Source organism: Aliiglaciecola sp. 2_MG-2023 (assembly GCF_030548145.1).
Taxonomy (GTDB): domain Bacteria; phylum Pseudomonadota; class Gammaproteobacteria; order Enterobacterales; family Alteromonadaceae; genus Aliiglaciecola; species Aliiglaciecola lipolytica_A.
Genome location: NZ_JAUORY010000008.1, coordinates 46,182 through 66,874 on the forward strand (window position 1 = coordinate 46,182; position 20,693 = coordinate 66,874).

The following is a 20,693-nucleotide window of genomic DNA, read 5'->3' on the forward strand; positions in this document are numbered from 1 at the left end:
ATATAAGCAGCCCAAATATAGAGGTTAAACTGATGAGTGATAATACGGTTAAAATTCCCCAGCAAGCCTTCGATTGGTACGATGAATACGCCCATGGTGATATAGATAGACGGACTTTTTTAACGCGAATATCAAGTTTGGCCGTTACAGGCTTGGCGATATCGACAATTGCTGCTTCTTTAACTCCTAATTATGCAAAAGCCGAGCAAGTTTCATTTAATGATCCTGATATTACAGCTTCATATTTAGAATTTGATTCCCCCCAAGGGCATGGAAAAGGCCGTGGTTATTTGGCTGTGCCCAAAGAGCTCAATGAAAAGACCGGAACCGTATTGGTGGTGCACGAAAACCGTGGTCTTAACCCTTATATCAAAGATGTTGCTCGTCGCTTGGCAAAGTCAGGGTATATCGCATTTGCACCCGATGCGCTATTTCCCCTTGGCGGTTATCCTGGCAATGATGACGAAGGGCGTAAAATGCAACGTTCCTTGGATAAAGGAAAGGTTGAGCAGGATTTTATTGCGGCCGCTAGATTCTTAAAGATCCATGCGAAAAGCAATGGTAAATTGGGCGTAGTTGGTTTTTGTTTTGGCGGATATATTTGCAACATGTTAGCTGGTACTTTGCCTCACTTAGTTGATGCGGCTGTTCCTTTCTACGGGACACCAGCGAAAGACGAGATCGCAGCCAAGGTGAAAGGACCTATAATGATACAATTTGCTGGCTTGGATAAACGGGTCAACAGTAGTTGGCCAGAGTATAAAAAAATACTAGAGTCGAACAATGCAAATTATGTTGCTCATACCTATCAAGGGGTTAACCATGGCTTCCATAATGACTCAACGAGCCGTTATGACCAAGAGGCTGCAGAGCTAGCTTGGCAGCGCACATTGGCTTTTTTTAAGGACTTTTTAGCCTAACTTTTGTGTGGTTCGCTGTCTACTCTGCGAATATCTAGGGTCATGCAAACACTGTGGGGGTCTTCAACGTAATCGGCAAACGGCGAACATTCTATGAATCCGTTTTTCGCGTATAAGGCTCTGGCAGGTGCAAAAAATTCCATGCTACCAGTCTCTAAACTCAAGCGATGATAACCTCGTTGTTTTGCTTCGCGTATAAGATGAGTGAGAATTTTTGCTGCGATCCCTTGGCGTAAAAATGCCTTAGATGTGCGCATTGATTTTATCTCTGCGTGCTTGGCGGATAAGACTTTTAATGCGCCACATCCGGCTAGTTCGTCTTGCTGCCATAATCCCCAGAATGTCAGATCATCGGCATTGAATTTAGATTCATCCAAAGCGTGCACACTCTCTGGCGGTGAATGTTCAAACATTTCTTGATGATGTGCTTTTAAAAGCGCAATCAGCTGAGCAGAAATTGGCTTTTCTAATTTAATTTCCATCCACAAACATTCCCATCAATAGCGAGTTTAATCGAGCCAGTTACCATTTTCATCAGGAACAAACCAAGGTTGAGAAAACCAGTAATATTTACCTGAATAAGTGATACTTGGTGCCGTGCAGTTTACCCGTGAGCGTCCCTTTGGCAGCGGTTTTTCGATTGCATAAGTAAACGAATTGTCTTGCCACTTTACATCTATTGGTTGCCCGCCAAAATAACAGGATAGTTGGCTTGTATGCATGTCGTCCAATTTGACTTTAATGGTTTGTGAAGGTGTTCGTTCGCTAAGACTGAGTTGCGGTTCTGCTCGACTCTTACTGATTATCGGCATATCTAAGCTGTTCATTTTGACTTTCAGTGTTTCGAGGTTTGCGTATATCCCCGCAGCTGGGAAACGCGGCAATGCGCCAAAATCACTGTTTTTAGAAATAGCCCCTGATTGCTGCCCAAATCCGATAAACCCCTTTTTGACAAGCGCTTGACTAAGTGCTTGATTGTATTCGCCGTATGGGTAAGCAACATACTTCAAATCGAAGCCTGCATGATGCTTGATACTCTGCTCGGCCTGTTCAATATTTTCTATGGTTTTATCCAACCAGTCCGGTTGTTGGTTATCAATCAGCAAGTGTTTGTGGATGCGGGTATGGTTAGCGAAGCTGACACCTTGTTTACTCATTTTAGCTATCTGTGGCCAATCAAGTTGGTGATTTTGCTTACCGATTAAGTCGGGGCTAATAAAAATGGTATAGGGAAAACCATATTTCAGCAGAATCGGATGTGCGTTGTCAGCAATATTTTGATAACCATCGTCAAACGTAATAGCAACGGCATTTTCGGGCAATGGCAAGTCATTTTGAATGCTTTCAATCAATGTTTGCAGGGCGATTACATTGTGATTTTTTTGCAGATAAGCCATGTGCTCAGAGAATTTCTCAGGGCTAATTGAGGTGCTCGCTGGCGTGTCTGTACTGACATGGTGATATAGTAGAACAACGCCATGAGACGGCGTTGCGTTAACTGCTTTACTGAAGGCAGAAAATAAAACCCCTCCCAGTACTAAAAAAATGAAATAATACTGTAAATTTATTTGTTTACTTGCTCTGGACCCAGTCATTGTCTGATCTTCCAACGTCATCTGCTTCAAAGCCTCTATTCTGGCAAAAATCAGCGCATCTAGAAATGATTGCTTTAATTTTCCCGATGTTATTGGCCAATATTACCGCGCCTTTGATGGGATTTGTAGATATTGCGGTACTTGGGCATATGAATGGAACCCATGTTTTGGCTGGCGCATCCGTTGCTTCACTTATACTAACGCAAATTTATTGGATTTGCGGTTTTATACGCATGTCTGCCACTGGCTTAAGTGCGCAAGCGAAAGGACAAAAGTCGACCCAGGCCAGTTTCAAAGTGTTTTATCAAAGCATGTTCAGTGCTGGCATCATTGCTGTTTTATTGTTGCTACTTCAGCAACCAATTTTAGCTATCGGTTTACACTTTTCAGATGCCAATGAATTGGTTTCTCAAGTCATCGTTGAGTATTTTAATGTGCGTATTTGGGGTGCACCAGCGGCATTAGCTAATTTGGCGTTGATTGGTTGGTTACTTGGCCAACAACGAAATAAATTGGTGATGTACAGCCAAGTATTTGCCAATTTACTGAATATCGGTTTGAACTTACTCTTTGTTTTTGTGTTTGATTGGCACGTTGCTGGAGTCGCAGCGGCTACGGTGATTGCCGAATATTGTATTACTATCATGGGTTTGTTCTTTGTGTTTAGAGCCGACCGTGTTTTACCTAAACGAGAATGGCTAGGATTAAAAAGTTTAGCTATTTTGACCCGTCTTAATAGTGCAATGTTGATTCGAAACTTAGCTTTGCAAGCCTGTTTAGTTTTTATGACCTTTCAAGGTATTCGTTTAGGGGTTCAAACGGCTGCGATTAATGCGCTGTTAATGCAGTTTTTTGTGCTCATCGCTTTAGGGTTGGATGCTGTGGCATTTGCTGTTGAAGCTAGAGTGGGTGAAGCCAAAGGTGCGTCAAACGATAAACTGCTGAAAGCAAATGTCACTTTAGGACTTTTTTGGTCGAGTGCTTTTGCAATACTTTACACCTTAGTGTTTGTTATCTGGGGTAATAATATTATTCAACTGCTCACTGACTTAGAATCCTTGCAAAAGGCGGCGGGAGCGTTTTTGCCTATTATCTGGTTATTGCCATTAGTGGCACATTGGTGCTTTTTAATGGATGGAGTATTTGTCGGGTTGACCCGTGCCAATGCCATGCGTGATAGCATGTTGATTAGTGCGCTATTGGTGTATTTTCCAGTGTGGTGGTTGTGGCAAGATCTAGGGAATTGGGCGTTATGGATAGCCATGCTTGCTTTTCTAGGAGCCAGAGGTATTAGTCTTTCTGGGTATTTCGTTTGGCTTTATCGCTCGCCTTCTCAAACTGACTAAGGGTTTGCGAGAAACGGTTGGCGAATATGCCTAGGTAACCTTTGGCTGCGAAAATCAGACCCAACGCCATTAATAAAACGCCGGGTATCTGTAACCAAATCCACAGTTTTAAGCCGCCGAAAATGCAAATAACCCCAGCAATAAAAACAGTTAGGCCGATTTTAAAATCAGCCCAACTTTTGTGGGGATTACTGCCCATTTTATACAGCCAGTTTTTAAGCATTATCCAGCGTTAAAAATGTGAAGTGCTATTTTTAGTAATATGAGTGTTCGCCGGCAGTATGCTCAGTCGCATCTTTGACAGCAGTTATCTCACCGGAAAAAGCTTCTAACATTTGCTTTTCAATGCCATCTTTGAGAGTAACATCAACCATTGAACAGCCATTACAGCCACCACCAAATTGCAATATGGCTTCACCTTTATCAGTGATCTCCATCAACATAACTTTGCCGCCGTGGCTGGCTAATTGTGGATTTATTTCCGCTTCAATCATATAACTGATGCGTTCAGCTAAGGGCGCATCACTGTCAACTTTGCGGGCTTTTGCATTTGGTGCTTTCAAGGTAAGTTGAGAGCCCATCTGGTCTGTTACAAAGTCAATTTCAGCTTCTTCTAAAAATGGTGCACTTTCTTGATCAACGACTGCGTCAAAACCATTAAATGTAAGCAATATATCGGTTTTTTCGACGGCATCCGGTGGACAATAAGAAACACCACATTCCGCACTTGGCGTGCCTGGATTGACTACGAATACACGAATATTTGAATCAGGTTCTTGTTTTTCAAGCAGTTTAGTGAAGTGAGCTTGTGCACTTTCAGAAATATTAATCATCAATCATTCCTGATGCTTATAAAATTAGGCGAACAGTTTAACAGAAATACCTGAGTAAAACACTCAAGTAATGTGATTCTGTTATGAAATTTTTAACTATCAAAGAATTGAGGCATACTGTACACCAAACAAGGTGTTCTACTACTTTAGTAGAAGCTGAGTGAGTTTTAAACCTTACTGGTTAGTCAAAATAATAATTAAATCTACTTTAAAGAGTTTTATATGAATTTAAAGCGTTATTGCGCCACTGTACTTTTTTTGTTTTTATCGTTTTCAGCTTCCGCTTTGACTGACTTAGATTATCTTCCAAAAGCCGTTAGTTATGACACGAATATTCCCAAACCAGCTGATATCTTAGGTACTCCTGTAGGAACTTGGCATGCAAGACATGATCAAATAGTTCGCTATATGGAAGTGTTGGCTGAAACGTCCGATCGGGTTAGTTTAACTGACACCGGTAGAACCCATGAAAATCGCCGTCTGCTGTTAATGACTATCACCTCTGCTGATAACCAAAAAAATATAAAAGACATCCAGAAACGTCATTTACAAGTGATTGAGCAAGGGGCCAAATCAAACAGTAGCGACCCGCTGGTACTTTGGATGGGTTACAGTGTTCACGGTGACGAATCGTCAGGTTCCAATGCATCTTTACTAGTCGCTTACTACTTGGCGGCAGCACAAGGGCCTGAAGTAGATAAATTATTAGAAAATAATGTGGTGTTGCTAGACCCATCTATTAACCCTGATGGTTTAGCGCGATTTGCTCATTGGGCGAATATGCATAAAAGTCAAAACCTTGTATCTGATCCAAATAGTCGAGAGCTAAGTCAACGCTGGCCTAGAGGCAGGGTAAATCACTATTGGTTTGATTTGAATCGTGATTGGTTATTGCTGACCCATCCTGAATCTCGTGCGCGTATCAAGCAGTTTCAACAATGGCGTCCCCATGTATTAACTGACTTTCATGAAATGGGATCTAACAGCACTTTCTTTTTCCAACCAGGTATTTCGTCGCGCAAAAACCCTTGGACACCAGAACAAAACGTCAAGCTCACCGAGGCCTTGGCCAATTTCCATGCGGCTGCGTTAGATGACAGCAAACAGTTGTATTTCACTCAAGAAGCCTATGATGACTTCTACTACGGGAAAGGTTCAACTTATCCCGATGCGCTAGGATCTATAGGTATTTTATTTGAGCAAGCCAGTAGTCGTGGGCATTTACAAGATACCGTAAATGGACCTCTTGCATTCTCAGATACGATTCAAAACCAGGTCACTACTTCGTTATCTACCTTCAAAGGCGCACTTGCGAATAAACAAGCGCTTATTGAGTATCAGTCTAGTTTCAATCAAGAAACCAAAGAATTGATTAAAGATGATCGAGTAAAAGGCTATTTAATCAGCGAAAGTCATGACAAAAGTCGCTTTAATGAGCTGATGAAAATACTACAGCAACATAAAATTGAACATTATCCATTAAACAAAAATGCTGAAATAGATGATCTGACTTATCACTCAGTGGACAGCATATTTGTGCCAACGGATCAGCCGAGATACCGTTTGGTTAAATCGATATTCTCCACTCGTAAACGTTTTGTCGATAATACCTTTTACGATGTTTCCAATTGGAATTTACCCTTAGCTTTTAACCTTCAATACACTGAAGTAGACAAAGGCGACTTCCGAAAACTCTCTTATGCTGATAAGCAAGCTGAATTGAGAGTAGATAAATTACCAGCCTTGAAATCGGGGGCTTATGCATATGGCTTCAGTTGGCAAGATTACAAGGCGCCTAAATTACTGCAGCGGTTATTGCAAAGTGGCATAAAAGTCCGTGCCGCAGAAACGGCATTTTCGGCGAAAACCAGTAGTGGAACCATTAGCTTTTCATCAGGTTCAATCGTCATACCTACAGGGCTTAATCAGCCAGACGATATGTTTGCAAAAATTCAATCCTTATCTACCGAGCTGAATATACCTGTTTGGTCAATTGAAAGTGGTTTAACAGGCCAAGGTATTGATTTAGGAAGTTCTAAAATGGCCCCGGTTACCTTGCCTAAAGTGATGATTGTTGGCGGCTTAGGTGTCAATCAATATGAAGCAGGTGAAACTTGGCATTATTTAGATACTCGAGTGGGAATGCCTGTATCTATTATTGATATGGACCGTCTATCTGGATTAGATATGTCTAGTTACACTCACATGATATGGGTCAGTGGAAAATACTCAAAATTGCCAGACGATGTCATTGAGAAAGTCGCCGAATGGGTTGATCAAGGCGGAGTGTTAATTGGTCAACAATCTGGAACTAAATTTTTAAGTGATAATGGCTGGTTAAAAGCCAATTTCATGAAAAAATCGGAAATACAGGATGCCTTCAATGCTAGTAATCTTAGTTTTGCTGACAGAGAAGCATTTGCTGCAAAACAACGTATTGCAGGGGCTGTATTCGAAACTAAACTAGATATTAGTCATCCCCTTGGGTTTGGTTATAGCCGAGCGTTATTACCGGTGTTTCGCAATACTACTGACATACTCATGATGCCCGACAAACCCTTTATTACCGTCGCTCAGTACGCCGAAAAGCCATTAATGGCTGGATATGCCTCTGATGAGATGCAAGATCTTATATCCGATTCAGCTGCCATCGTTGCTCATCGATTTGGCAAGGGGCGAGTCATTGGATTTGTGAATAATCCCAATTTCCGTGGTGTTTGGTACGGGACTAGCCGACTAATGGGGAACGCAATTTTCATGTCCGGATTTATTGATTAATTTAAGATTAGTCAGGTTTATTATTTTTCGGAGTAATGCAAATTGACCACGCGTCAATTTGCATTTGCGGATATTCGCTGCGAATAGCTTCGGCAGCAGAACTCAAGGTTGCTCCCGTTGTTACAACATCATCAAACAAAGCAATATGATTAACCTGCTTCGTTAATGGCTGATTAATCGCAAATGCATCTTTAATGTTTTTTTGTCGTTGCTGCGCTGTCAATTCGGTTTGTGCTAAGGTTTTTTTCGGTCGCGCTAGGGTATCGGTTAAACAGGGGATGCCGCTTTGTTTAGCTATTTCTAACGCAATTATGGCGGCTTGATTATACTTTCTTTGCGCTAACCTAGATGTGTGCAGTGGAATAGGAATAATTGCTTGTGGTAACTGGGATTGTGGTGGCCTAGCGTGCGCACAGAATAATTGTGCTAAGCCTCTGGCATGGATGCTTTTGTTGTGAAATTTTAACTGGGTTATTAAGTTTGAGAGCGGCCATTGGTATTCGGCAAGTGCAGTTAAACTGTCGAAATTTGCAGAAGATAATCCTAAACACACTGCAACATTGTTTAGTAGGTCGAATTGGTATTTTTCAAGCTCGAAATATGTAATATCACTATCGCAATAATCGCAGATTAAATATCCACTAGGTTGGTGACATAAAACACAGTGCTGATTTAGTTCCAACCAAGTTGTTACTTTTTTACTAAAATTGCGCCATTTGCTAATATTTGCTGACGTAAAGTAAAAGTGACTTAGTCCCATAAAATTCCTTATTAAATGAGAGCCCAATGAGCAACTCCCTTTTTTTTGAAACTCGTGGACAAGGTCCCAATCTAGTCTTACTACATGGTTGGGGGCTCAACAGCGGTGTGTGGGAACCTATTAGCCACATTTTGGAACAATATTTTCGTATCACTCTGCTTGATTTGCCTGGTTTTGGGCGCAATGCAGATGTATTACCGGCTCAATATGACTTAGATTCAGTTTGCAGTATGGTTGCTGATTGCATCCCGGACAAGTCTAGTTTTATCGGTTGGTCTCTTGGCGGTTTAGTCGCTCAACAACTTGCCATTAGCCGACCTGAACAATGCGAAAATTTAGTGCTAGTGGCTAGTTCGCCAAAATTTTCCGAAGCACAGGGGTGGCCCGGAATAAAAGCAAATGTTCTACAGGCATTTACACGTCAACTGGAACAAGACTTCAGTAAAACACTCGACCGATTCATGGCGATTCAAGCGATGGGAAGTGAATCTGCTAAACAGGATATAAAATTAATCAAATCACATATTCAGCAATATCCGATTCCAGATGATATTGCGTTACGGGCAGGGCTAAGTATTCTAGCTAACACAGATTTAAGAGCACAAGTAGGTGGTATTAAGTGTCCTACGTTTCGCCTGTATGGACGCCTCGATAGTTTAGTGCCAGCCAAAGCGATCCCTCTCATTGAGAATTCGCAATTGTCTGATTTTACGCATGTTTTCCCCCATGCTTCCCATGCGCCTTTCATTTCCCATCCGGATGAGTTTATTGCTATTTTGTTTAAATGCTTAAACATAACGAGCTAGGTTTCCAATTTAATTGGAATAGGCTATAATTTGCACAGGTAATGGGGGTTATCTATGGCATTTGATGTAAGCAATAATGTGAATTCAGCGATCATATCTGGGACGCTTGGGTTGAACCGTGCGCAGCAAGGTATCACTGAGGCTTCGCTGAGTATTGCGCAAAGCAATAGTCAAGCTCAAACGCCGCAAGACGTGTTAGCTAATGCTGCAACTCAGCAGTTAGGCCAAGTTAGTCAACTACTGCCTACTGGCGGCGACTCCTTGACTGATAACTTACTTTCCCTTCAAATTAATAGTCGCAATGCTTTGGCATCTGGCAAAGTATTGGAAGTGGCCAATGATACGGTCGGTCGTATCATTGATGAGTTGGCTTAGGGCTCAAGGCCGTTTCTGATGAATATTGTCACCCCAACTCCAACAGCAATATTATTCCCCACGAATAATGTCAGTACTGATGCTGCTCGGCGCGACAATCAACAACGAGAAACCATCCCGCAAACTAGTAATGCAGAAAATTCTGCGGCTGAAAGTGGATTGGGCTCGGAGTCAGACCGTGTTAAAACCCCCAGTCAGCAAGTTCAGGTCACCTATGAGCGACCTCAAGCACAACAAAATAATCAAACACAAAATGACCGCACACAAGAAAATTTAGCTGACAAAGATAATGCTGAAGATCCTAGTGCGGGCAAAGAAGATGCTGAAAGCAAACAGCAACAACAACAATTAGCAGATCAACAAGAGATAGAAGAACTTAAAAGCCGTGATGCCGAAGTACGTTCACATGAACAAGCACATGCGGCAGTGGGTGGGCAATATGCTGCATCACCTACCTATGAATATGAAAATGGACCTGATGGCAATCAATATGCTGTTGGGGGGGAAGTGTCTATCGACATTTCTGAGGAAGATACCCCAGAAGAAACCATCCGCAAAATGCAGCAAGTACGGGCTGCTGCGCTGGCTCCAGCTGATCCTTCCGCACAAGATTTACGAGTTGCTAGTGAAGCAACTAAGATAGCGACGGAAGCACGTTCTGATATTGCGCGAGAAAAAGCAGAGAGTGCTAAACAAGCCGTCACTAACAATATAGAACAACAGCTAGGCGACTCGTTAAATTCACAGGGTATTGAGTCTGCGGAAAACCCTATTGCCGCAAACACCCCAAATTTAGATGAAATTGTGGATGGGTTTGCAGCTGAACCACCCACTCGCTCGCTGGACCAAAGTGCCGATGTTGCTAGCTTAGAGCAAAACCGTGAACGTCTTGAAAATAGAGATAGCGGAATTTTACAGCGGGTATCGGTTATTGAAAATTTTTATCAGAAAGTATCTGAACCTCGATCTTCACAATTGCAATTTAGCGCCTAGTCTTTTTGAAAAAGTAAGTGTTCACTTACTTTTATATTCTTTGTTTATCTAACCTCACAATATCCGGCTACTGATCCATACAATACTTTTGTTGTCAGTTTCCTCGCACACAAGTATCACCCTATGTGTGAGGACAACCTTAACAATTAGCAATTAAGATCAAAAACCTTACTTTTGTTTCGCTTTAGCAAACGCATCCGCAAAGGCGTTACCCATGGCAGCATTACCTTGGGCGGGGGATTTTTTGCGATGATTATCTCGGCCTTGGTTTTTAATCGGCTTGGCGTGTTTATGGGTGCCTCTATTGTCGGCTTTTGAATGATTGTCTCTAGCCCCTTGAGGTTTGGCAGTGTTGTCATCTAACTTCATGGTGAAAGCAATTCGCTTACGCTGCTCATCCACTTCAATGACTTTGACCTTAACGATGTCACCAGCTTTTACCACTTCTCTGGGATCAGAAATAAACTTGTTAGTCATAGCGGAGATGTGTACCAAACCATCTTGATGCACACCTACATCGACAAATGCACCGAAATTAGCAACATTGCTGACTACACCCTCTAAAATCATGCCTTCTTTCAAGTCAGATATTTTTTCAACCCCCTCTTTGAATGCAGCGGTTTTAAACTCAGGACGGGGATCGCGACCGGGCTTCTCAAGTTCGGCGATTATATCGGTGACTGTGGGTAAACCGAAATTCTCGTTGGTATAGGTCTCGGGAGATAACGCTTTAAGAACTTCTTTGTTGCCAATCAGGTCGTTCACTGCGCAAGCTGTTCTATCCACGATTTCATTCACCACAGGGTAAGCTTCAGGGTGCACCGCTGAGGCATCTAATGGATTGCTGCCGTTAACGATTCTTAAGAATCCAGCTGCCTGCTCATAGGCCTTTGGGCCCAATCTTTCAACATTCAATAAATCTTTTCGTTGGGTAAACGCGCCATGTTGATCACGAAACATCACTATATTTTGCGCTAACGTCCGGTTCAAACCAGATACATGAGATAAAAGTGCGGGAGATGCGGTGTTCACATCGACGCCTACCGCATTTACACAATCTTCAATAACATGCTCTAGAGATTTACCAAGATTACTCTGGCTAACGTCATGCTGGTACTGACCTACTCCGATCGCTTTAGGCTCAATTTTCACAAGCTCAGCCAATGGATCTTGTAGTCTGCGAGCGATGGACACTGCCCCACGCAAGGATACGTCCATCTCAGGTAGCTCCTGAGACGCCAACTCAGATGCAGAATAAACCGAGGCGCCAGCTTCGCTGACAACAATTTTACGTAGGTTTAATTCTGGCGCTGATTTAATCAGCTCCGCCACAAGTTTGTCGGTTTCCCTTGAGCCTGTGCCGTTGCCAATACTGATTAGCTGGACTTTATACTGTTTGCATAAGTTGGCTAGTGTACGTAACGATTTGTCCCACTGATTTTGCGGTACATGTGGAAATATTGTGTTTGTCGCTACAACTTTACCTGTGGTATCTACTACAGCGACTTTTACACCCGTTCGTAAACCTGGATCTAAACCCATAGTGACTTTAGCGCCCGCCGGAGCGGCCATTAATAAGTCATTTAAATTACGAGCAAAAACACCAATAGCTTCTTCTTCAGCTTGTTCTCTGATGGCACCAAACAATTCAGATTCCATATGCAATTGGATTTTTACTTTCCACGTCCATTGCACAACAGTCGCTAACCATGCATCGGCAGGCTTACCATTAAATTGCAAATTCAAATGCTCGCGTATGATACTTTCGCAATAAGCACTGCGGTCGTTTTCTTCCCGTTGCGGATCTGCATCAAGGTTGACTTGAAGTAACCCTTCATTGCGCCCACGAAACATGGCTAGAGCTCGATGTGAGGGGACTTTACTGATTTTTTCGCTATGTGCAAAATAATCAGAATATTTAGCTGCTTCTTTTTCTTTACCACTGACCACAGTACTTCGGATATGTGCATTTTGCTGTAAATAGCGACGCACTTTTTGCAGTAACGCAGCATCTTCAGAGAAGCGTTCCATTAAAATATATTTGGCACCGTCTAATGCACTTTTTACATCCGCGACACCGGCCTCTGGATTGACGAAACTCTCAGCTTCTGTTTCTGGACTGAGTTGTTGATTAGCAAACAGCTTGTCGGCTAATGGTTCTAAACCTGCCTCTATGGCAATCTGCCCTTTGGTGCGTCGTTTCGGTTTGAATGGTAAATATAAATCTTCCAATTCGGTTTTATTTTCAGACGCCCGTATCTTTTGACTCAACTCTGGCGTTAATTTGCCCTGCTCATCAATAGATTTCAGGATCACCACCATACGCTCCTGCATTTCGCGTAAGTAGCCTAAACGTTGCTCTAACGCTCTTAACTGCGCGTCATCAAGGCCAAAGGTGGCTTCTTTTCTATAACGAGCTATAAACGGTACTGTTGCACCGCCGTCTAATAATTCAACAGCAGCGTTAACTTGTTTCTGCTCAACGCTGAGTTCGCTAGCAATTTTTTCGATGATCATACAAGACCCTTGATAAGGCGTTATCGCCTTGGAAAACTGAAAATAGGCTAATTAGAGCCCAAAAATAAACAGCCGCAACTTTAACAGTGCAGCTGAAGATAAAAAACACTTAACCGTGGTTATTTTTCATATTCAATACTTTTTATTAACCAATTGAACTCACCGGCCTCGGTGCGCACGGTTGCTTCCTCGTCAACTTCCTTCTTCAATAATGCTCGCGCCATGGGAGAGTCGATGGAAATACAATCTTTACGGGAAAAGATTTCGTCGTAGCCGACAATTTGTAAGCGTAAGGTTTTGTCGTCTTCATTTTCTATTTCCACCCAGGCACCAAAAAATACTTTGCCTTCTTGCTGTGGTGAATAGTCGACTACTTTTAAATGTTTGAGACTTTTTGTGAGATAGCGAATGCGTCTGTCAATTTCTCGCAAACGTTTCTTATTGTACTGATAATCGGCGTTTTCACTGCGATCACCTAAGCTTGCGGCCCAAGTTACCTTTTTCGTTGTTTCAGGACGCTCTACTCGCCATAAGTGTTCGAGTTCATTCTGTAATTGTTGGTAACCCTTGCGGGTAATTAACGGGGTTCTCAAGCAAAAAACCTCTTTTTTATTAAACACTGTTGTGGATACAAAGACTTAGCCATTAGTTGCCAAGTAGTGATCTAACTATAAATTATAACTGCTGTTTTATTAGTCAAAAACGTTCCAAGAAACAGCTAAATTTTGCATGAAAAAAAACAAAATTGGACTATCATTAAACATAGTTAAGCGACGCACTGAAGCGTAAAGTAAATCGTAAAAAAATGTCGTCTTAACCTGCGCTGTAGCTGGCTTTTCTACCGAGTATGTTACAGTGTTTTGTTATATAACGTAAATAAATCGAAGGTGACTTTTTAAGGAGGCCTATCGGTAATAAAAACGTCGGCAATGAACATCAATCCTGTTCAGCCGTGTATACAATTAGGTAGTACAATTTAATTACAAACCCGGGTTTATTTCGGGCCTTAAGGTCGACTAGAAAGACCAATAAAAAACGTGGAACTAGGTACAGCAAGGATCACGCTGATAGCAAAAAATAAAGCCGGAAGTCAAAATGACTTCCGGCTTTTTTATGTATTTAACCTAATAGGAATATTCTATTATTCAACGGCTTCTTTATTTAAGATATCCAGCAACTCAACTTCGAAAATAAGTGTTGAGTTTGGTGTGATTTTACCTGTAGCACGTTCGCCATAAGCAAGTTCTGATGGAATATAAAATTTATATTTAGAACCAACAGTCATTAACTGCACACCTTCAGTCCAACCAGAAATCACACGGTTAAGTGGGAAAGTAGCAGGTTCACCTCGGCTATAAGACGAATCAAATTCAGTACCATCTAATAAAGTACCACGGTAATGTACTTGAACAGTATCTTCAGCTGAAGGGCTATCGCCTTCTGAGGAAATCAGAACTTCATATTGTAAGCCTGACTCAGTCTCAGTGACGTTTTCTTTCTTGGCATTTTCAGCTAACCACTGTTTGCCTTTTTCGATATTTTTCTCTGCTAGTAGCAATTGACCTGCTTGCATTGCTTTATCAATGTCTGCATTCAATTTTTGAATTTCGCCTTGTTCCAATTGAGATTGTGCTTGCATGGCTGCTGCAAAGCCTTTCAAAATTAGTGCTCTATCAAGTTCAACGCCCATACTTTCTTGAGCGGCTAAACGTTGCTCAACAAAACCACCTACGCTTGCGCCAAACGCATAAGCCTGTTCTTCTTCTGCGGATGTGAATTTAACTTCTTCAATCTGTAACGGGTCGGCTTTTTGTTGACAAGCAGTTATGCCGAAAACAGAAGCGACGACAAATGCAATAGCTGCCTTTTTCATTCAATTTCTCCAAAATTTCTAAAAATCAATTTGCTTATTTCCACAAGCAAAAAGTCCAAATGCGTCTTTTAAAAGTTGGGCAGAAGTCCAACGTCCTCAAAAATATTTGCGGGGCAGTTTAAATCTATCTGGATAAACTTGCTAGCAACAAACGACAGGAAAACAGATGCAATAACCACTATATTGTAAGCTATTAACCTTACCTATCGTTGTGAAACGCGCATTTTAAGGTGACTTGGGTATATACTAAACGAACTGACCTAATACACAAACTTGAATAGACAGTATGCACAAAACTGTGGACCGAATAATTTTGCAAAACCGATTTAAATTAATTTGGATAGTCTGTATTTTTGCACTGAGCGCATGCAGTGGCGTGATCAGTGAGCCTGATAAATCTATTCGACATGCTATTGAAGGCACTTATGCGGCAGATATTTCTGCGGATAGTAAGTTGGCGGTAGTCTCTACAGCACAACAGGGAATTCTAGTTTGGGATTTAGTTGAACAAACAGAAAAATATAAGTGGAGTCACCAAGAAGAAGGCCATGTTAATAATACCGTTGGCATAGTGCATATAGCTGCTGATAGCAGTTATGTGGTGACCGCCGATAGAGAAGCTTTTGCACTTTGGAATCTATCCACTGGTGAACCTGAAGGTTTTTGGCGAATAGATGAAGCAAGTGTTCGCGATATTGCTGTGAGCAACAATGGCCGTGGTGTTTTAGTCGGTCGAGGTAACGGAAAAGCCATGTTTTTCGAACCTGCCACAGGACGCCGCCTCGAGTTTCTAGGACACCAAGAAAAAATAAATAGTGTTGATATTTCGCCAAATGGGTTTTACGCACTGACCGGTGGCAACGACTATGTTGCCTACCTGTGGGATACTCGCAGCGGGCAAGTGATACACCGTTTCACTCATTCAAGTCGCGTCACTAAGGTCGCGTTAGATGATTTAGGTCGTTATGCATTCACCGCAGACAGCAAGCGCGGGGCAAGAATTTGGAACGTGCAAACAGGTGAAGAGATAAGTCAATTATCTTATATACAGCGCCAAAAAATATTCAGTGTCGCCACGTTTTCCGAAGACGGAAAATATTTAGCCACAGGATCACCAGGCAGAGCGTTAAACCTTTGGTCAGTGGAGACCGGCAGTGAAGTACAAGAGTGGCGTGTCACCCCTAAGGAGGGTACACAACCACAAAGTGCAGTAGTGTATGCTGTGAGCTTCAATCAAAATAATCAGCTATTATCTGAAAGCAGCAGTGGGCTGGCCGAGTATTGGCCATTTGAACAGGAAGATTAGTAAAACAATGAGTACCGATTTACACAGTGAAATAGCGCATCTGCAAACGCAGTTAGCGTTTCAAGAAGACACCATAGAACAACTTAATAAAGCGCTCGCAGATCAGCAGATTCAAATTGATAGAATGGCATTTCAATTGAAACACATGACCGAAAGAATGAAGCAGATTGAGCCGTCAAATATTGCTGATTCCAGTGAAGAAGCACCGCCACCTCATTATTAGAGTTGCCTATCAACAAGGTTCGTTGTTGCGCTGATTATCGAATCTTGTTTATCTCAGTTTCTAACTAATTCACCATTTCCCTCAAGCCAGTTTGCTGAACAACATTGGCTTGTTAGGTGATTTACTTAAGTACGTAAATGCACCAGACCATGTTACTAACTTCAATTGCCGCAAAGTTAACTTGTTTATGCTCTTACCCGTAAGATGTAGAGCCGCATAATCAGGGATTGAGTTGAATGTTGCGGATGAGGAGCTTCAAATTTAATGCGCTGCGACGATTGCCACTGCTGCCTTCAAGTGTCTACACCCTCGACCTTTTGGTTTGACCTTCCAAACCTATCTCGTGGAATTCGCAATTTTCCATAGGTAGCTAATCGCGAATATGCGTTTAAGGTTTGAAAACACCAATCACGCTTTCATTTTGCCGTTTGGCTGAGTCAACTTGCTTTTCAGTTTGTGATTCTGTGTAGTCACATTCCACACAGGCGAGCTTTTCGACATTGTTTTCGAAAAACAGCATTATTGTATCTTGCGCTTTACACTTTGGACATATAGCACCGGCGACAAAGCGTTTCTTAGTTTTGTTAGTCATTGATATCTGCTACTTGAATGGAATAATTAGCTTTTCAGTTGTGCACAAACGCGCAATTTCAAGCGGTATAAGTATATAATACGCCAATTCAACTAATTTGATTAGTATTCTTCGTAAATGATTCAAATTTCAGATCTGATTTTATTGCGAGGCAGTAAAGTCCTCCTCGAACACGCATCTGCGACTATTTATCCAGGCCACAAAGTGGGGCTTATTGGTTCTAATGGCTGTGGTAAGTCTAGCTTATTTGCCTTGCTGCGACAGGAGTTACATCCTGATGCGGGGGATTGTCAATTACCCAAAAATTGGCAAATTGTGTCAGTGGCCCAGGAAACTCCAGCGTCAAATCGCAGTGCGATAGATTACGTAATTGATGGTGATTTGCTATATCGACAATTACAACAGAAGTTGGCAACGGCTGAAGAAAATCATGATGGTGAAAAAATTGCCTTGCTACATGGTCAATTGGAACACGCTGGGGCTTATGATATCGAATCTCGAGCCGCGACCATTCTGGCTGGCCTAGGTTTTAGTCACCAACAAATTACAAAACCAGTCACTGACTTTTCAGGTGGCTGGAGAATGCGTCTTAACCTTGCTCAAGCATTGCTATGTCATTCTGATTTGCTGCTACTTGATGAACCTACCAACCACTTGGATTTAGATGCGGTTATTTGGCTAGAAAGATGGCTAACAAGATATACAGGAACATTGATTCTTATATCACATGATAAATCTTTTCTTGATAATACGGTGAACGAAATACTCAGTGTGGAAAGCCAAAAGCTGATTAGTTACACCGGAAACTATGCGTCTTTCGAGCGTCAGCGTGCAGAACGATTACGCCTACAAGATTTGGAATATCAAAAGCAACAAGCGAAAGTCGCTCATCTTGAATCATTCATTAATCGCTTCAAAGCTAAAGCTAGTAAAGCAAAGCAGGCGCAAAGTCGGATTAAACAATTAGAGAAAATGGAAGATTTGCTGCCAGCCCACGCGCAATCGCAGTTTTCATTTGAGTTTTTTGCCCCTCCTAAATTACCTAATCCATTGGTAAAAATGGAACAAGTGCAAGTGGGTTACGATGACACTGTGATTATTGATAGTTTACATCTGAATTTGGTCCCAGGCAGTCGAATTGGATTGTTAGGACGAAATGGCGCAGGTAAATCGACCTTAATTAAATTGTTGGCAAACGAAAAAACGCCAATGAGCGGTGAATATATGACATCTGCGGGGCTGAGCATTGGCTATTTTGCACAGCATCAGCTTGAATTTTTGCGACCTCAAGATAGTGCGTTAGATCATCTTTATCGACTCGATAAACTTGCCCCTGAACAGGCATTACGGGATTTTTTAGGCGGCTTTGGATTTCATGGTGATCAGGCATTAGGAAAAGTCGAGCCTATGTCTGGTGGCGAAAAAGCGCGTTTGGTTCTCGCCTTATTGGTGTATCAAAAACCGAATCTTTTGTTATTGGATGAGCCTACCAACCACTTGGATCTTGAAATGCGCCATGCTCTTAATATCGCGTTGCAGAGCTTTGAAGGGGCAATGGTGTTAGTTTCTCATGATCGTTTCCTACTCACTTCAGTTTGCGATGATTTTTATTTAGTGGATAGCGGCAAGGTGCAGCCCTTTGATGGTGATCTAGAAGACTATCGTGATTGGTTATTAAAGGATGCTAGCCAGAAAAGCGCGAATAAGAATATAGATTCTTCAACGGTTAAACCTGTAGAGAACAAATTTGTTCGGAAGAACACAAAGCGACTAGAAGCTGAGTTTAGGCAAGCTACACAAGGATTGCGTAAAGCAATTCAAAGCGCCGAAAAGAAGATGAATCAGTGTTCTGAGAAGCTTGCAAAAGTCGAGTCGGAACTCACTGATGTTGATCTCTATCTTGATGAAAACAAGGCTAAATTGAAACAGTTGTTACTTGAGCAGGGCAATATAAAAGGAGACTTAGAAGAGGCCGAAATACTGTGGATGGAGGCTCAAGAAGAGCTCGAATTAAAACAACAGGAATTTGATGAACAACAACTGGTTAGCTGAGGATTTTTGGCAGTTTTCTTTACTTCATTATGCTAAATCGGAAGTAAAACGTTTAACTCTGCATCTGCAGAATGAATATTCTATGAACGTAAATCTGCTGCTAATATGTGCATATCTCGATACCCATAATCGACAGGTAAGCTCATCTCAATTTGTTGAGTTATCAGAATTTATTGCCCCTTCAGTCGCACAAGTGGAAACCATTAGGCGTTTACGAATAGATGCCAAAACGAACAAGCCAAATACTTACGCAAAACTGTTAGAGCAAGAGTTGGAAGCTGAAAAACAACAACAAACACTGATTATCAGTTTTTGCAATCAGCATAATCTAGATGCCAAAAGAAAATCTAATTTTTACCATTATTTAGACTCCCTTGAATCCCTAGATACTGCTGATTTAAAGTGTATAGTGGAACAACTGGCCGCCACAATTTCTAGTAATCAAACTAATCTTGAGATATGAACGATAAATATAAATTTGCCACCGAAGCGAATAAAAATAGAATAAAACGAAGTGATTTCAAAGCGCCGTTTTGGGCTAAAAACCGTCATGTTCAAACCTTATGGCCAAGGTTTATTCAGCGTCGTCGTCCTTTAGCTTTACGGGTAGAAAAACTGAAACTGCCTGACAGCGATAGCGTAAAAGTGGTTTGGGGGCAGCCAGAATCACCGGAAAATAACAAAGGGATTGCGGTGCTATTTCATGGTTTAGAAGGCTCTGTGAAATCTCATTATGCCAATGATCTTATGGCTGAATTGCAGTCTCAAGGTTGGCAAACCGTGTTAATGCATTTTCGTGGTTGTGGAGGTGAGCTGAATACCACGCCTCGCGCTTATCACTCAGGTGAAACTGAAGATGCTAGTTACTTTATGGCTTGGTTGGATAAAAAATTTCCTGATTTACCTAAAGTGGCAATCGGATTTTCATTGGGTGCCAATATGCTACTCAAGTTCTTAGGGGAAACGCCGGCGCAAAAATTTTTAAAAGCAGCGGTAGCCGTTTCTACACCATTTAAATTGGCTGAATGTGCTGACAGTATTAACCATGGCTTTTCTAAAGTGTATCAAAGCTATTTGCTAAAAAGTATGGTGAAAACCCTACGTTCAAAAATGCGACTTATTGACTATAAAGGTTTGATTCCCATTGATGATAAAAAAGTTGCCAAATTGGCAAACTTTAGAGATTTTGATCAAAATGTTACCGCGCCATTACACGGCTTTGCTGATGCCGAAGATTATTACCAAAAGTGCAGTGCAATTAGTTTTCTCAAGCATATTGAAACCCCCACCTTGGTTCTCCATTCTATTGATGACCCCTTTATGAATGAGGCGGTTTTACCTAAAGAACACGAGCTTTCTGAGGCGGTTCAATTGGAGTTGAGTGACACCGGCGGGCATGTGGGATTTTTACAAGGTACTCCTTGGAAGCCCAACATATGGTTCCATAAACGTATTTCTGATTTTATTGCGCCCTTTTCAATACACAAAGGTGTTAAAGAATGATTATTCCTTTAAGTGACATTGCTCCAGAAACCTTGAACAATTTAGTTGAAGCCTTTGTTCTTCAAGAAGGAACCGATTACGGCGAAATGGAATATGATCTTGAACAAAAAGTTAATCACGTCATGATGCAACTTAAGTCGGGGCAAGCTTTTGTACAGTATTCTGAATTACACGAAAGCGTGAATATTGTGACCAAGGAGCAGATCCAAAATTAGATTGTA

At 41.7% G+C, this 20,693-nt stretch carries 21 protein-coding genes; 12 read left to right on the forward strand and 9 right to left on the reverse strand.

What is annotated here, in order from left to right:
* Positions 1–32: 32 nt before the first annotated feature.
* Positions 33–920, forward strand: a complete 888-nt coding sequence (locus Q4567_RS10125) for a dienelactone hydrolase family protein (RefSeq protein ID WP_303500276.1) — start codon at positions 33–35, stop codon at positions 918–920.
* Here the strand turns inward: Q4567_RS10125 and Q4567_RS10130 are convergent.
* Positions 917–1,402: a GNAT family N-acetyltransferase gene (locus Q4567_RS10130; protein WP_216047787.1), complete on the reverse strand. Its 486-nt coding sequence runs from the start codon at positions 1,400–1,402 to the stop codon at positions 917–919. The two genes, Q4567_RS10125 and Q4567_RS10130, sit on opposite strands and share 4 nt — an antisense overlap.
* A 27-nt stretch (positions 1,403–1,429) precedes the next feature.
* Positions 1,430–2,515: a polysaccharide deacetylase family protein gene (locus Q4567_RS10135; protein WP_303500278.1), complete on the reverse strand. Its 1,086-nt coding sequence runs from the start codon at positions 2,513–2,515 to the stop codon at positions 1,430–1,432.
* Here Q4567_RS10135 and Q4567_RS10140 point away from each other — a divergent pair.
* Positions 2,515–3,861 (forward strand): MATE family efflux transporter, encoded by a 1,347-nt coding sequence (locus tag Q4567_RS10140; protein WP_252728974.1) that lies wholly within the window; start codon positions 2,515–2,517, stop codon positions 3,859–3,861. The two genes, Q4567_RS10135 and Q4567_RS10140, sit on opposite strands and share 1 nt — an antisense overlap.
* Here the strand turns inward: Q4567_RS10140 and Q4567_RS10145 are convergent.
* Together Q4567_RS10145 and nfuA are read right to left on the reverse strand one after the other, a co-directional pair.
* Entirely contained in the window at positions 3,806–4,084 is a 279-nt protein-coding gene (locus Q4567_RS10145; protein ID WP_303500280.1) for a hypothetical protein, read from the reverse strand. The two genes, Q4567_RS10140 and Q4567_RS10145, sit on opposite strands and share 56 nt — an antisense overlap.
* Positions 4,085–4,115: 31 nt before the next feature.
* On the reverse strand, positions 4,116–4,694 hold the full coding sequence (gene nfuA / locus Q4567_RS10150) for a Fe-S biogenesis protein NfuA (RefSeq protein ID WP_216047790.1): 579 nt from the start codon (positions 4,692–4,694) through the stop codon (positions 4,116–4,118).
* Positions 4,695–4,916: 222 nt separating this feature from the next.
* Here nfuA and Q4567_RS10155 point away from each other — a divergent pair, with 222 nt between their 5' ends.
* Positions 4,917–7,472: a M14 family metallopeptidase gene (locus Q4567_RS10155; protein ID WP_216047791.1), complete on the forward strand. Its 2,556-nt coding sequence runs from the start codon at positions 4,917–4,919 to the stop codon at positions 7,470–7,472.
* Between the two features lie 7 nt (positions 7,473–7,479).
* Here Q4567_RS10155 and Q4567_RS10160 read toward each other — a convergent pair whose 3' ends face one another.
* A complete protein-coding gene (locus tag Q4567_RS10160; protein WP_216047792.1) occupies positions 7,480–8,232 on the reverse strand; it encodes a ComF family protein in 753 nt (250 codons plus the stop codon).
* 26 nt (positions 8,233–8,258) lie between these two features.
* On the opposite strand from Q4567_RS10160, the gene bioH reads away from it, so the two are divergent.
* Genes bioH through Q4567_RS10175 form a run of 3 tightly spaced genes read left to right on the forward strand, consistent with a single transcriptional unit; the run spans position 8,259 to position 10,406 of the window.
* Positions 8,259–9,038 carry a pimeloyl-ACP methyl ester esterase BioH gene (bioH, locus tag Q4567_RS10165; RefSeq protein WP_216047793.1) on the forward strand — a complete coding sequence of 260 codons (780 nt, stop codon included), beginning with the start codon at positions 8,259–8,261 and terminating at the stop codon, positions 9,036–9,038.
* A 54-nt stretch (positions 9,039–9,092) separates the two neighbouring features.
* The gene (locus Q4567_RS10170; RefSeq protein WP_216047794.1) at positions 9,093–9,413 is read left to right on the forward strand and encodes a hypothetical protein; all 321 of its coding nucleotides are present in this window, start codon (positions 9,093–9,095) and stop codon (positions 9,411–9,413) included.
* A gap of 18 nt (positions 9,414–9,431) precedes the next feature.
* The gene (locus tag Q4567_RS10175; RefSeq protein WP_216047795.1) at positions 9,432–10,406 is read left to right on the forward strand and encodes a putative metalloprotease CJM1_0395 family protein; all 975 of its coding nucleotides are present in this window, start codon (positions 9,432–9,434) and stop codon (positions 10,404–10,406) included.
* A 168-nt stretch (positions 10,407–10,574) separates the two neighbouring features.
* On the opposite strand, the gene Q4567_RS10180 is transcribed toward Q4567_RS10175, so the two are convergent.
* From Q4567_RS10180 to Q4567_RS10190, 3 genes are all read right to left on the reverse strand, one after another.
* Complete coding sequence (locus tag Q4567_RS10180; protein WP_303500283.1) at positions 10,575–12,923, reverse strand: Tex family protein; 2,349 nt, start codon at positions 12,921–12,923, stop codon at positions 10,575–10,577.
* Between the two features lie 119 nt (positions 12,924–13,042).
* Positions 13,043–13,516: a transcription elongation factor GreB gene (greB, locus tag Q4567_RS10185; RefSeq protein WP_216047797.1), complete on the reverse strand. Its 474-nt coding sequence runs from the start codon at positions 13,514–13,516 to the stop codon at positions 13,043–13,045.
* A 548-nt stretch (positions 13,517–14,064) separates the two neighbouring features.
* Positions 14,065–14,796, reverse strand: coding sequence for an FKBP-type peptidyl-prolyl cis-trans isomerase (locus Q4567_RS10190; protein ID WP_216047798.1), 732 nt, complete (start codon positions 14,794–14,796; stop codon positions 14,065–14,067).
* 286 nt (positions 14,797–15,082) lie between these two features.
* Between Q4567_RS10190 and Q4567_RS10195 the strand changes: the two genes are divergently transcribed.
* Both Q4567_RS10195 and Q4567_RS10200 read left to right on the forward strand, forming a co-directional pair.
* Entirely contained in the window at positions 15,083–16,102 is a 1,020-nt protein-coding gene (locus Q4567_RS10195; RefSeq protein WP_216047799.1) for a WD40 repeat domain-containing protein, read from the forward strand.
* A gap of 7 nt (positions 16,103–16,109) precedes the next feature.
* A complete protein-coding gene (locus tag Q4567_RS10200) occupies positions 16,110–16,325 on the forward strand; it encodes a SlyX family protein (protein ID WP_216047800.1) in 216 nt (71 codons plus the stop codon).
* A gap of 388 nt (positions 16,326–16,713) precedes the next feature.
* Here the strand turns inward: Q4567_RS10200 and Q4567_RS10205 are convergent, their stop codons facing one another.
* Complete coding sequence (locus tag Q4567_RS10205; protein WP_216047801.1) at positions 16,714–16,917, reverse strand: YheV family putative zinc ribbon protein; 204 nt, start codon at positions 16,915–16,917, stop codon at positions 16,714–16,716.
* Positions 16,918–17,034: 117 nt separating this feature from the next.
* Between Q4567_RS10205 and Q4567_RS10210 the strand changes: the two genes are divergently transcribed.
* Genes Q4567_RS10210 through Q4567_RS10225 form a run of 4 tightly spaced genes read left to right on the forward strand, consistent with a single transcriptional unit; the run spans position 17,035 to position 20,687 of the window.
* Entirely contained in the window at positions 17,035–18,969 is a 1,935-nt protein-coding gene (locus Q4567_RS10210; protein ID WP_303500285.1) for an ATP-binding cassette domain-containing protein, read from the forward strand.
* Complete coding sequence (locus tag Q4567_RS10215; protein ID WP_303500287.1) at positions 18,947–19,432, forward strand: TIGR02444 family protein; 486 nt, start codon at positions 18,947–18,949, stop codon at positions 19,430–19,432. Before Q4567_RS10210 ends, Q4567_RS10215 begins: the two co-directional genes overlap by 23 nt.
* Entirely contained in the window at positions 19,429–20,472 is a 1,044-nt protein-coding gene (locus Q4567_RS10220; RefSeq protein WP_303500288.1) for a hydrolase, read from the forward strand. Before Q4567_RS10215 ends, Q4567_RS10220 begins: the two co-directional genes overlap by 4 nt.
* Positions 20,469–20,687, forward strand: a complete 219-nt coding sequence (locus Q4567_RS10225) for a YheU family protein (protein ID WP_216047805.1) — start codon at positions 20,469–20,471, stop codon at positions 20,685–20,687. Before Q4567_RS10220 ends, Q4567_RS10225 begins: the two co-directional genes overlap by 4 nt.
* Positions 20,688–20,693 lie beyond the last annotated feature (6 nt).